Here is a 12,811-nt window from a genome sequence, read left to right as displayed (position 1 = left end):
AAAGCATATGTTTCAGCAACTAAAAAATATCGACACAGCCTTTAGGCATATAAAAATCTTCAGTATTTTCTTGATACTGGCATGCCTTTTTATCTCAGGTTTCTCATTGGTTAAGAGCTACCAAGCGGTTCAAGCCGCACAGAATCGGATCTATATTTTAGCCAACGGGAAAGCTTTGGAAGCATTCTCCGCCGGCAGAAAAGAAAACATTCACGTCGAAGCAAAGGATCATGTCAAAACTTTTCATGAGTACTTCTTCTCACTCGACCCGGACGATAAGGTTATTAAGACTAACGTCGGCAAAGCACTGTATTTGGCAGATGGTTCTGCAAAATCTCAGTATGATAATCTGAAAGAAAAAGGGTACTATTCCAATCTGATATCCGCAAATATCAGTCAGAAGATTAGTATTGACAGTGTTCATCTCGACGTGAATCAATACCCTTATTTCTTCCGGTGCTACGCAACTCAGGAACTCATCCGTTCCACTTCATCTACAACTCGGAATTTAATCACACAAGGGTATCTAAGGAACGTGAGCCGTTCCGACAATAATCCCCATGGCTTTCTTATCGAGCGGTGGCAAACGATAAGTAACCACGATACAGCCCTCCAATCCAACTAGTATGTTCTACAAGAAGAAAAACTCTCACCGAAAGTCAGAGTATCCAAATCAGGAGATTACAGCTCGGAAGATTGCGAACAAGATCATTGGTCGGCAGGTTCGATTGGCTAGCTTTTTAAACCAACGAACTGCACATTTCACAAAGAGCCAAAAACAGATTCTGCTACTTATCATCAGCGTCATCTTTAGCGCCTTAAGTCTTTACCTGATTTTCACATCACTTTATTAGAATCTATTCACCTTAAAAATCAAACATCATGGAAAAACAGCAATCAGCAAAAATGCTACAGAAACGGAAGTTTCTATTGGTTTTACCGCTCCTCGTATTACCATTTGTCACCTTGGCATTTTGGTCCCTGGGCGGCGGAAAAAATGGGAACGACGCATCGGAAGATGTGGTTCAGAGCGGACTGAATACAGAGCTACCTGAAGCAAAATTCAACACGGAAGAGAAGCAGGATAAATTCAGTATCTACGAAGCATCGGAAAAAGATGAGACTGACGCAAACAGTAGTGCCGATGATATTTTTGAGTCATTATCGTTCTCAAATGCTAATGATGAAGAGCTCGATATTAACGAAGAGCAAATCACATCTAAGCTTGCCAAAATTGAAGAACAGATAAATAGCCCTACTCTTCCTGAATCCGAGTATACACGAGCGGAAACTTCTGCGTATGAAAGCTCCTCCAATATCACCAAAGACGTAGAGCGACTGGAAAAGCTAATGTTGTCTTTTCAGGCTGGAGAGGAAGAGGATAAAGAAATGGAACAACTGAATGAAGTCCTCGATAAGATTCTGAAAATTCAATATCCAGACCTTGAAACGAAAGATGTACCGAATGAATCCGTCGACATGCAGAATAGCGTTTATGCGCTTGGCGCAAGTAGCGACAATCCGGCAATTGTTAACGAAGAATCAGACTCAAAAAAAGGCAATACCATACAAGCCACAATTCATGAAGATCAGGATATCGTTTCGGGATCTGTTATTAAGCTCCGCCTCTTAGATAGCATTCATGTCAATGGAGTCTTAATCCCACGGAACCGATTCGTCTATGGAGTAGCAACTATAGACGATGAACGGTTAAAAATCAACATTGCATCCCTTCGTTATCAGAACTCAATTTTACCGATCGCTTTATCTGCTTATGATTTAGACGGTCTGGAAGGATTATATATTCCCGGAGCAATTACTCGCGACGCTTCAAAGGATGGAGTGAATGATGCTATCCAAAGCTTGCAAGTGATGTCTTTAGACCCCTCACTTTCTGCCCAAGTAGCCGGCGCTGGGGTTGATGCCGCGAAAGGTCTCTTTCGAAAAAAAGTTAAGCAGGTACGGGTTAAAGTCAAAGCCGGATATCAGCTATTGCTAAGAGATAAGAATATCAAAAATCACTAGGAACGTTATGAAAGCATTAAAATTTTGGATGCTGTTGCTGCTTTATATCATTCAGCCAATAGCATACGCTCAGGATAGCGTAATATCCTTGTCCAATGCGAGTCAGTCCTCCGATTACCGAGTTGAGAAGGATACATACGAAAGCATCTATTCGAAGGAAAATATTTGTAAGAGAATATATGGGCAAAGAAACTTCAATAAGGTTGACCGCGATAAAAGCGGAAAAATTTCCGCACAATTGGGCGGCTTCCAAATCAGAGACAACACACTCTATTACAAAGTGAAGATCGAAAACCGGTCGAACATCAACTACGACATCGACTTCATTCGCTTCTATGTGCGAGATCTAGAAACAGCGAAACGTACAGTTACCCAGGAAAGGGAATTGGAGACGGTTCATTCCTACGGTACAGGTAACAATACTGTCGAGGGCCAGCATTCAGAACAATACGTCTTTGCTTTGGATAAGTTTCCCATCACAAAGGATAAAGCTCTTATCATGGAAGTCTATGAAAAGAATGGAGGACGGCACCTTTATTTGAAAGCAAAACAATCCGATATTGAAAATGCGAGTGCTATCGAATAAAGAATTCATTGTAGTGTCTGAAAAAGATCGGACTCAAATCCTAGCTTTTCTGCAAAATGAAGTAAAGCTTAACAAGGATTGGGTCGGAGTTGAAAGCAAATCAGTCTTGGAGATAAGCTCCGAATTGAAGTGTTTTAAGATGCCAAGCCATCTGAAGCCCCGTCCCTTCGAGAACAGTGCAGCGGATGGCAACCGCTATAAGGAAGCGCTTAGACTAATTTATGAGAATCTAATAATTATAAAGTTTATGAATACACAAAATCTAGAATTCCTGCAATCCAATTTAAAGTATTTTGGATTCGGCGACAAGTTAAACGAAGCTTTGGAAAAGAGCATTAGTGAGCAGCAAAAAGAATTTCAGCTCAAATTAGAAATCCCCCATTTCAACAACAAGATGGATTACACCCTCCATTTTAAGAGGTCGGATTCCACTGATATGTATTTTTTCAATCGTTATGATGCTTCCCTTCAAAATGGTAATCCAGACCATAACAAAAACCAATCGTTTTACATTAACAAAGGGAATGGAGTAACTGCAAAGGAAGCCTATAATTTATTGGAGGGACGTTCCGTCTTTAGAAATCTGATTAACAGGAAGGGAAACCCCTATAGTGCTTGGTTAAAGATTGACTTTGAAAATAAAGATGATAAGGGAAATCATAAGTTAAATCAGTTTAGTGAGCAATATGGCTATGATTTGGAAAAGACACTTTCCAATTTTCCAATCAAAGAAATGGGTAGTGAAGAACAAAAATTGATGCTTCTTAGTTCTTTGAAGAAGGGTAACGTCCAGCAGGTTACGATGGAAAAGGACGGGAATCAATTAAAGTATTTCATTGAGGCTGTACCGCAATATAAAAACATCAATGTATATGATCCGAAAATGAATATGGTTAAAAGGCAGAACGTTCAAACGGAAAATTCAGTCGGCCGACAAGCGGTAGCACAAAAAACTGATGCGAAGAAAGAACAAAAGCCGGATGCTGAGGACGGCACTCCCAAGCAGAAGACACGAAGGAAAAAAAAGCTAAGTGTTTGATCAATGAATGAGCCCAATCGGGCTCATTTGTTTTTTCCAATTAATACAACACATTTGAAAATGATTCGTTAATTTTATAGTATAGTTCCTAATCGTCTCATCAACCACTCGTTATGAAAAGTATTCTAGCCCTCTGCATCGTTGCAATTTTGCTTACCTCCTGTGAATCCAAAGAAAAACTTGACCGGAAAACAGTGCTATCCATTCTTAAAGAAGAAAACACTTACCCCAAACCGGTTACTGAAGATATTTATGTCGCTGATCCTGCGGATGCTAAAAGATTACTGGATGCTGGACTTGAAGATGCGGGTCTCATTACCGTTCAGCGAACACAGTCTTTAAGCGAGGTTGGTGAGCCCTTGATCTCCTTTACCGAAAAAGCAGAACAGTATCTACTACCGGTCAATGATGAGAAAATACAGCAGGTTAAAGTTGCTGATGAGGTGATTGAGGAGGTGACGGGAATTCAAATGGAGGATGGTGAGAACCGAGCTGTGGTTGAATACAAGACGACTTTTGTGAATGTTTCGCCTTTTTCTAAGGTATCGAAAATAGACCTTGAGAAAGAAAATGTACGCAAAGTCAACGTCGTACTTTATGATGATGGATGGAGGATCGGAAATAATCGGAAATAACTTATATCAATAAAAGCTAGAATATTAAAAAAACATTACCCGAAGCAGCTTTCAACCATGAAACTTTTTCCAAACGGTTTGTAAAACTGTTTTGCCCTTTATGCTCTGATAGAAGGCATTAATTTTTTTAACATCTTTTGGACGGATGGGCCCTGACAAGTGTTCGCCCGTTTCAATAGAGAATTTGGCATTAATCTTCAAATCATTTGACCTGACGTGAAAATGCGGAGGAAGATGGTCGTCTGAATGTATCAATACCTCAAGATGTTCAATCGTCTCAATTCGTTTTTTATCCGCGTAATTTGGGTTATTCAATAAAAACTCAATAGTCCGGTCGTCATAGCTAAGATAAATGCGTAAAGCATCTGCTACTATTCTTTCTAATATATCATCAGCCATCAGCGTAAGGATTTCGGGTTTCCTAAATATAGTAAGGATTTTATTGATTTCGTGGAAAATTTTTAAATATAAGGTCTCAACTGAAATTTTAACTTAACCAATTCTGTCATGAAGATAGTTTTTTCTTAAAAAAAGATATTAGGTTTTAAATATAGATAGGAATCTTGTAAATAGGGTACCCGAAAAAAAGAATTAACACATCAATTATCCCACAAAGTTAGCCTCCAATTCCTCACACGGGTTTGCTGATGCCAAGGTGTATTTGAAAAATGGGTATCCCAGAAGTGGGAACCCTCCGCATTTTTAAAATCTCCACCTTGCCCTTAGTGCCTCATAGAGGCAGATAAAGTGCCATAATTAATTTATTAACTATTAAAATTTAAGATTATGGCTACGCAACAAGATCAGATTTCATTGTACCAGGTATCAGAAATCAATTTAACCTACAGACCCAAATTTAAAGCGTCAGAAAGACCAAAAGTAACGTCATCCAAGGACGCTTATGAGATTCTATATAATAATTGGGATTTGGATAAAATTGAACTATTGGAACTGTTTAAAATCCTATTATTGAATAGAGCAAACAACGTGATTGGGATATTTCAAGTATCATCTGGAGGAATCGCTGGAACAGTTGCAGATCCCAAACTGATTTTTTCAACAGCATTAAAAGCTTGTGCAAGTTCCATCATTTTAAGTCATAACCATCCTTCAGGAAACTTGCAACCAAGTCAGCAGGACATTGAATTAACCAAGAAGATTAAAACTGGAGGAAGCTATTTAGATATTATGGTATTGGACCATGTTATCATAACATCTGACCGTTATTATTCATTCGCAGATGAGGGAATGATTTAAGGGGGAAACCCCTTTTTTAAAATTCTTAACCTAAAGTGGACGTGGAAACGATCAGCAGTTTTTTTCAATCAGTATCCTACCCAACATGGGTGGGGTCGGGAATAGCCTTCAAGCTTTTTGTCGGGATGCGGAGTTCAACCGTAGAGGGTGGGGAGGCGTACAGCATCTCAGCAATTACTTTATGGGCTTATTGACCCTTTTTTTGGAGGGAATGTTAAAATGGGTGGGAACGATATTAATAGTTTGGGGACTGTTGAGGTGATGCAGATTCTTGAATGATCCAAAACGATTTGGGCGGCTCGTCTGCTTTTTCCGAAGGAAGAAATGCAGATGAGCGAAAAGCGGTGCAACTACGTTCGACAATTTTCTCCATTCCATCCTTCCATTACTGAAATTTGCCGAAAGAGGCTGCGGAGTTTATATTGTTATTACAGAAGAGTGTGCTCATGCGGAGAAGATAACTGATACCTAAGCGCTTCGACACTCAAATTTACTGTATATATAAGATTTGTTTTTTTGCGAAAAGGCAGTATTTTATTTCCTCGGAAAATCATTAAAAGCATCGATAAGGTAGTTAATGCTAGTTCCTGTTAGGTAGATTGCATAAATAGCGAGGCTATTAGGAACTGTTATGGCTTTACTTCCTTGTCCATGTGCGCCATTTTTATTTCGTATTGTTGGGATCCCTGAAGATAAAGTTGCCCTCAGTCCAGTAAAATGCGTTGCTAAATACTTTGGAATAAGCTCGTTTTGAAAGCAAATATCAAGGAGTTTACTCGATGTTGCATTGCTTTCATAGGACCAGTCAAAATTGTCGAAAATAATTTTCAATGTTGATTCGAATGCCTTTAATGCGTCATTTAATGCTTCTTTATTCTTCTCAGCTTTCAAATGTTGTAATGCACTTAGATATTCCTCGTTTGCATTGGTAAATAATTCATTATTCGTTAGGTTTATTGTTTTATTAATGATTTCTTTATGTAGATGCTTGCTGTCAATTCGTATAATAGCGCCTTCTGAGTATTCGTATCCGATATCATTGTTGTGTAGTATCTTGTTGATTTTTTTTGTAATTTTTTCTATATCAGCATCTTGTATATTGATTTTGTCGTTTTCATAACACCATTTTAAAAGTCTCATTATAATTTCCAGAATATCGAAACTTTCTTCAATTGATGCCTTCTTTTCAAAATACACCTTAGACTCCTCAAATGAGGACATCGGAAAGAATTTTCCATTTATAAGGTCATTTTTGCCTACCGCTTCACGTATGCGTGAATGAACATTAGTCCAAAATACCTCCCATGTATCTTCCCCTAAACTATATGTCAATTTGCCAAATAATAGAAAGATTTGAACTTTAGGTTTTTCAGGGAAGTTATCATATATTAAGGGTAAGTTTTTGTTTTTATTCCGAATTGAAAATAAATCGTCCATGCCTTATAGTTTTCTTTTAGTTTAGATTGAAAATAGTTATTTCTTTACTGTTGCTCAGTCAGTTTTTGTACTATTTTTTTATTCTCCTGACCTTTTATATTTTTAAATAACTCTTTATGAATGGGCAAGCCTTTCCTGGACCTTTTATCATCGAATTTTATTTGATAATAACTTGAAATTAGGGGTGTATTTGCTGCATAAGCATTAATTCGAATGAATAGATTGTCATTGCAATGAGCTTTATCTACATAAAAGTGATCTTCAATCTCTTCTTTGTCTCCTGCAGCTAATGTTTTAGGTTGAACTTTTAGCCTCATATTTTCCATGAACGATTTGGTTTTGTCTTCAGATGAGGCGCCTTTCGATAGAAAATCGATTCTGTATTCATAGTCAATCGCATTCAAAACGTAAGACTCATTTGTAATAACTAAATAAGCCCATAACTTAATTGTATCGCTGGTTTCTGAGTGCAATAAAAAGAATGCAGTTACATCAAGATCCGGATATTTTATTTGGTTAAACATTGCGTCTACTAAATAATGTGGAGCCGGTTTAGATTGCCCATCTAATCGTATATGATATATGCCGTTGTGCTGGTGCGGTTTGGAATTGCTCTCTTGGACTTCAATTAGGTATAAATACTTGTTTTCCTGTTCGATCACTTGAATATTTATCCCGATAGGCATATATGATATAGCAGTCGAAATCCGATTAATTAAAATATCTTTTTCTATATATTCTGATGTTAACGTTAATATACCATGGCAAATTTTCACCTTTTTTTTATATTTTATAATTTCAGTAGGGACAGGGCTTCCCAAAATCAGGATGCCTCCTGAAGAATTTAGGAATGCGGAAACAGTTCTGAATACATGTTTAGTCAGCGTCGCATCCATAGTATCTCTTCCTAGTGATTTAAATTCAAGAATTTCACTTTCTTCTCTTTCTTGTTGAAAGAAAGACTCTAAATCCTTGTACTTTAGCTCTCGTAATGATTTCTTGAAGATTTGCTCGCAATAATTCATTTTTATATAATTGATTTATTCAAATATAACCATTAGGTTTATAATATGGCATTGTGTCATGTTTAGAGGGAAGCTTTAAAGTATTATTTAACAATCCGACCATGCATGTATGGAGTTAAGGATTAAGAATGAATTGGGAAAGGTTTTACAAAAAAAGGTGATAGGTACATTACATCAGTTTTTGTATTGAGGCTGTTTATCATGATGTATTCAGCTATCTGGAAATAAGGAAAAAAAAGTACTACCATTACCAGAGCTGGTCGAAAATGAGGGGAAGATTGAACCGCTAAAAAAAGAGATTTCTCTGTTGAGGACAGAAATTATTCCTTGCAAGCAATTTAATAAAAAGGTTGAACCAAATTTGAAATTGAAATCGAAAGAAGGTGAGTTGGAGAGGCTGTTTACAACCTTAGCGCTATAAATAAGCTCGGTACAATTGGTCTAATGTTTTTTAGAGCGACTTAGATAAATACTTGGCAAAGATTTTTTTGAGACTTTCAGGTATATAATAGCAGACCGAAAGTCATTTTTAAAATAATCCTATTGGAGACCCAACGGCAAAATTACAGATATATAAGATTTAACTTACAATGATGAAGCATTCTAAACTAATGGATACTCTAGACAACTCTCCGACTCCTGAGAAAGCTGCTACGATACCGAAAAAGCACGGTGCTCGTCCGAGCAACATCCGTAGAAGATTAAAGATTTTTCGTGCTGCCCTGAATCGAGAACGGAGGTCCGCATATTCAGCGGTAATTTTAATACCTAGTATGCTGAAAACCAGAATCAGCAAAATATTAATTACACTTATTGTATTTCTTGATGGCCGATTGACTCAGTTTGCTTTCAACCCCAATACTAATCGTTATCAGGACTTAGCGCCGATTGATAGTGCAGATAGTAAAAAGCTATATAGTGATATGTTACTTTGGGGAATAAAGAATCCTAATGTTACCAATATTGCTATTACGGGACCTTACGGCTCTGGAAAAAGCAGTATTATCCGCACTTTTCAAAAGCGCCATCCTGAATTCCGAACTGTGAATGTTTCACTTGCCTCTTTTGACGAAATAAAGGATAAAGAGGGTGAATGGCGAAACAAGGTAGAGCTCAGTGTACTACAACAGCTCATTTACCACGAAAGAAGTCATGCTCTACCAGATTCACGTTTTGTGAAAATAAGACCTATACATTGGTTTAGGCGTTTATTTGGGACGTTATCACTATCAATCTTAGTGTTATCCTATTTTTATGTGGTGCAACCAGGTTATTTTACAAAATTTCAGTTTATTACGAACGAGATGAGATCTGTACTAGACCTTGTTTTTCTTGTTATTTTGATCTTTGGTTGTATGTACTTATTGTATCGACTCTATCGTAATATCAGAAATTTGCGCTTTACTAAGTTGTCTGTTGTTTCTGCTGGTGCTGAGTTTTCGGAAGGTGAAGTCCGTTCAATATTTAATAAACATCTTGATGAAATAATCTATTTTTTTGAGGAAACTCGTACCAGCATTGTGGTCATTGAAGACTTAGATCGTTTTAATGACCCCGAGATATTTACCAAACTCAGGGAAATAAACATCCTGATTAATAATTCAAGGCAGATCAAACATAAGGTGACTTTTGTTTATGCGGTACGTGACAATATATTTACGGAGGACAACCGAACTAAGTTTTTTGACTTTTTAGTTCCAGTTATTCCAGTTATTAATATATCTAACGCAGGAGACGCACTTGCTGCAAGGCTAGAAAGGATTATACCAGGACGGCAAATTCCAAGGGATCTATTAAGTACAGTCACCCTATATATACAGGATATGCGAATGTTGTTAAATGTCATTAATGAGTTTAGTCTCTATTTTACGCAGTTAACTAAAGACTTAGATCCTGAAAAGTTACTTTCACTAATAATATTCAAAAATCTTCATCCTGAAGATTTTGCTGAACTCCATAGGGGAGAAGGGATGATTATACATGTATTGGAAAAAAAGAAAGCCTATGTCAATGAACAAAAAGAAAAGATTGATCATGAGATAAATGAGTTCCAAACTTACATTCGAGATCTTGAATCTCTCAAAATAAAAGATATTAATGAACTTCGGACACTTTATATCTATAAAGTAATGTCGGCCATGCCCCAGATGGCATCTCTTGAGCTCAACGGCAAAGTTAGTCTTTCCGAATTTGTAGAAGATCAGATTTTTGATTGGTGGCGAAACGGAGGATCTGCTACTGCTATTCAGTATAGTAGTTATTATGGTGACTACAGAAAAGTTAATTTCGAATACTCATTTTCCGACGCAGAAAAGGAAGTGGATCCAGTCTACAATTATTCCCACCGCGAAGATCAAATTAAATCATATTGCAATGAGGGTATAAATAGGACCAAAGCAAAAATTGATTCTCTTAAACAACAACGTGCTTTGATTTCTGGTCAAAGTCTTAAAGAAATCATAAATGATGGGGGTAAGTTCGAATTTCCATCTGAAAGGATAGTCTCACCAAAACAACAGGGAGCCTCGATTACGGGTCAAAGTTTTAGAGATAATTTAATTGATGAAGAAGAGTTAGAGTTTTCAACTGAAAAGCCCACCTCGCCTATCCTTATCTATCTTATGGCCAATGGTTATATCGACGAGTATTATCATCCATATATTTCTTATTTTATTGAAGGTAGTTTAAAAAAGGAAGATATGAATTTTGTGATGAGTGTTTTAAACCGACAACCTTTACCTTATACCTATGAGATTAGTAATATCGACGTCATTCAAAAAGACTGGATAAGTGTTGGCCAATATTCAAATCCTGCCATACTTAATTTTAGTTTACTGAGATGGTTGCTACAACAGCCTAACCGTGACCATGAACTCTCCATATTAATTAAAATGTTGAAAGGTAGGAACGAGCTTGTATTTATTGATCAATTTTTAGAATTAAATAAAAATCAGAGTGAATTTATTATTGCCCTTGGACTTCATTGGTCAGAATTCTGGGATCACCTTTTTGAAGAGGCTTTTTATGAAGATGCAGTATTAGCTAAATATGCAGCCTTATTCATCCGATATCTTTCTATCGATACCTTCGTGAAGAAAATCGATGCCAGTAAGAATTTTAGCAAATTTCTATCCTTCAATTCAAACCTATATGAAGATGGTTTGCTTAAGGATAACCAGGATACACTAGGAGTGGTCATGAATGAACTAGATGTTTCACTAGAGAAAATTAGTTTACTTGAAAAATTGCCTAAGACTCTTAAGGCTGCATATGAAGGGAATCGTTATGAAATCAATTCGGAAAACCTTAAATATATACTGAGAAAATTTGGAGGTTATGAGGTATTTCCTGAAAATGATTGGATCACGGCTAACTTAACTACTGTCCTTTCTTCGGAAGCTAAGAACCTCAAAAGTTACCTTGAAATGAAATGGCCCGAATATTTGGAGCTTATTAGCAGCAGCGAGCTGAATGTAAAAGAAAGCGAAGAAACGATTATAAAACTCCTACATATCGAAACAATGGATATGGAGAAAGTTGAATCATTTGTGAGAAAACAAGATGCGCTCATAACAGATATGCAGATGGTTCCAGAGATTTATTGGTATTTTTTAATTACAGAACGACGGTTAAGCCCAACTTGGAATAATGTTTCAACTTATTTTTTTCATAAAGGAGTTCTGGAAGATACGCTCACCAGTTATCTAAATGATCCAGAAGTTTATGAAGTGCTTGTTGAGGAACCGTATGTGCCAACTGGTAATCCGGATCAAGAAAACCTTATCGATTTGTCTCACGAAGTACTTTACCGGAATGAGCTTAGCATGAATAGTTATAAAGGACTTATAGAGCAACTTTCTCCAAAATTGGAAGATGTAGAGGTAGGAAAGTTAAACGAGGAAAAGGCCAGCTATTTAATTAGAAGTAATCGTTTTGGTTTTGTTAATGAGATATTCAACGATTTAGAGACTAATCATCCTGGACTGACAAACTTGTACATTAGCAAGTACTTCGACGACTTTTTGGAAAAATTCTCCGAGTTTTCAATTACTGATCAAACCTTGATAGGTGCTCTTAACTCCGCACAGAATAGCGACGAGCAAAAAGCTAATTTAGTACGCCTGATTCTAGCGAACAAAACAGTAGAAAAAGATGAGCTCGGCTCGACAATCACAACCTTTTTATCACGCTATGCCTTATGGTCTCAACTTATCGAGATAGCCAACGTTATAAATCTTTTGAAGCTTTCGTTCTCAACGACTGAAAGGATAAGGGTCCTGTCACCGATAGTATTAGAAATATCAATTGAAACTTATAAAAATATAGAGTCAACTTGGGACGAACCTTACAACAATATTTCTATGAATGACACTACACAAAGGAGTTTTCCCAATTTTCCTGGGTTGAAATCCTTTATTGAAGGAGTGAAGAAATTATTGCCTGAAAAATTAGGTACGATTAAAAACAATAAAGACAAGATTACAATTTATTATAAAGCAGGATGAAATTGAAGTATTTTTAATAAATTAGTCTCTTGCAGGTAGGAAGCAGTGTCTTTTACACCATTTCCTCTAAAAAAAGGTAGTTTTGACTGATTATGAACGTACATAAAAACTTTGTGAATTAGCCGATTTGAATATAGATTTTTAAGTACCGGTAAGAAACTTTACCTTTATAGTTCCAAACAGGTTGAGAACCAAAAGGTGACCCTGGTTTGAGTTGATTTTGTAATTAATTGATAACAAGTGATTTAGGATATAGAGGGTGCGTCCTGCCACCCCGACTTAAGGAGAAAGTAGTTAACTGC

Annotated in this window: 10 protein-coding genes; 7 read left to right on the top strand and 3 right to left on the bottom strand. The window is 36.8% G+C overall.

The window, feature by feature from the left end; genetic code table 11:
• Window positions 1–7 precede the first annotated feature (7 nt).
• The 5 genes from traK (at window position 8) to C8N28_RS13065 (ending at window position 4,285) form a co-directional block, all read left to right on the top strand.
• Complete coding sequence (gene traK, locus C8N28_RS13085) at window positions 8–625, top strand: conjugative transposon protein TraK (protein WP_132225621.1); 618 nt, start codon at window positions 8–10, stop codon at window positions 623–625.
• A 395-nt stretch (window positions 626–1,020) separates the two neighbouring features.
• A complete protein-coding gene (gene traM, locus C8N28_RS13080) occupies window positions 1,021–2,025 on the top strand; it encodes a conjugative transposon protein TraM (protein ID WP_165870342.1) in 1,005 nt (334 codons plus the stop codon).
• Between the two features lie 28 nt (window positions 2,026–2,053).
• Window positions 2,054–2,611: a DUF4138 domain-containing protein gene (locus tag C8N28_RS13075; protein WP_165870341.1), complete on the top strand. Its 558-nt coding sequence runs from the start codon at window positions 2,054–2,056 to the stop codon at window positions 2,609–2,611.
• Window positions 2,592–3,650: a hypothetical protein gene (locus tag C8N28_RS13070; RefSeq protein ID WP_221410238.1), complete on the top strand. Its 1,059-nt coding sequence runs from the start codon at window positions 2,592–2,594 to the stop codon at window positions 3,648–3,650. The genes C8N28_RS13075 and C8N28_RS13070 overlap by 20 nt, the downstream gene beginning before the upstream one ends.
• Before the next feature lie 113 nt (window positions 3,651–3,763).
• A complete protein-coding gene (locus C8N28_RS13065; protein ID WP_132225613.1) occupies window positions 3,764–4,285 on the top strand; it encodes a hypothetical protein in 522 nt (173 codons plus the stop codon).
• Between the two features lie 51 nt (window positions 4,286–4,336).
• Here the strand turns inward: C8N28_RS13065 and C8N28_RS13060 are convergent, their stop codons facing one another.
• Window positions 4,337–4,684, bottom strand: coding sequence for a DUF4160 domain-containing protein (locus C8N28_RS13060; protein ID WP_132225611.1), 348 nt, complete (start codon window positions 4,682–4,684; stop codon window positions 4,337–4,339).
• Between the two features lie 387 nt (window positions 4,685–5,071).
• Between C8N28_RS13060 and C8N28_RS13055 the strand changes: the two genes are divergently transcribed.
• Window positions 5,072–5,542, top strand: a complete 471-nt coding sequence (locus C8N28_RS13055) for a JAB domain-containing protein (protein WP_132225609.1) — start codon at window positions 5,072–5,074, stop codon at window positions 5,540–5,542.
• Between the two features lie 534 nt (window positions 5,543–6,076).
• Here the strand turns inward: C8N28_RS13055 and C8N28_RS13050 are convergent.
• Both C8N28_RS13050 and C8N28_RS13045 read right to left on the bottom strand, forming a co-directional pair.
• Entirely contained in the window at window positions 6,077–6,979 is a 903-nt protein-coding gene (locus C8N28_RS13050) for an STM4504/CBY_0614 family protein (RefSeq protein ID WP_132225607.1), read from the bottom strand.
• A gap of 44 nt (window positions 6,980–7,023) precedes the next feature.
• Window positions 7,024–8,004 (bottom strand): AlbA family DNA-binding domain-containing protein, encoded by a 981-nt coding sequence (locus C8N28_RS13045; RefSeq protein ID WP_132225605.1) that lies wholly within the window; start codon window positions 8,002–8,004, stop codon window positions 7,024–7,026.
• A gap of 590 nt (window positions 8,005–8,594) precedes the next feature.
• Between C8N28_RS13045 and C8N28_RS13040 the strand changes: the two genes are divergently transcribed.
• Entirely contained in the window at window positions 8,595–12,509 is a 3,915-nt protein-coding gene (locus C8N28_RS13040) for a YobI family P-loop NTPase (RefSeq protein WP_132225603.1), read from the top strand.
• Window positions 12,510–12,811: the final 302 nt, after the last annotated feature.

Source organism: Albibacterium bauzanense (assembly GCF_004339765.1).
GTDB classification, from domain to species: domain Bacteria; phylum Bacteroidota; class Bacteroidia; order Sphingobacteriales; family Sphingobacteriaceae; genus Albibacterium; species Albibacterium bauzanense.
Note: the sequence above shows the minus strand (reverse complement) of the source record. Positions and strands in the feature narration are given on the sequence as shown.

Bases quoted from the DNA above. Each gene is read 5' to 3' on its own strand.
- traK (WP_132225621.1), top strand. From the start codon at position 8: ATGTTTCAGCAACTAAAAAATATCGACACAGCCTTTAGGCATATAAAA.
- C8N28_RS13075 (WP_165870341.1), top strand. From the start codon at position 2,054: ATGCTGTTGCTGCTTTATATCATTCAGCCAATAGCATACGCTCAGGAT.
- C8N28_RS13070 (WP_221410238.1), top strand. From the start codon at position 2,592: ATGCGAGTGCTATCGAATAAAGAATTCATTGTAGTGTCTGAAAAAGAT.
- C8N28_RS13065 (WP_132225613.1), top strand. From the start codon at position 3,764: ATGAAAAGTATTCTAGCCCTCTGCATCGTTGCAATTTTGCTTACCTCC.
- C8N28_RS13060 (WP_132225611.1), bottom strand. From the start codon at position 4,684: ATGGCTGATGATATATTAGAAAGAATAGTAGCAGATGCTTTACGCATT.
- C8N28_RS13055 (WP_132225609.1), top strand. From the start codon at position 5,072: ATGGCTACGCAACAAGATCAGATTTCATTGTACCAGGTATCAGAAATC.
- C8N28_RS13050 (WP_132225607.1), bottom strand. From the start codon at position 6,979: ATGGACGATTTATTTTCAATTCGGAATAAAAACAAAAACTTACCCTTA.
- C8N28_RS13045 (WP_132225605.1), bottom strand. From the start codon at position 8,004: ATGAATTATTGCGAGCAAATCTTCAAGAAATCATTACGAGAGCTAAAG.
- C8N28_RS13040 (WP_132225603.1), top strand. From the start codon at position 8,595: ATGATGAAGCATTCTAAACTAATGGATACTCTAGACAACTCTCCGACT.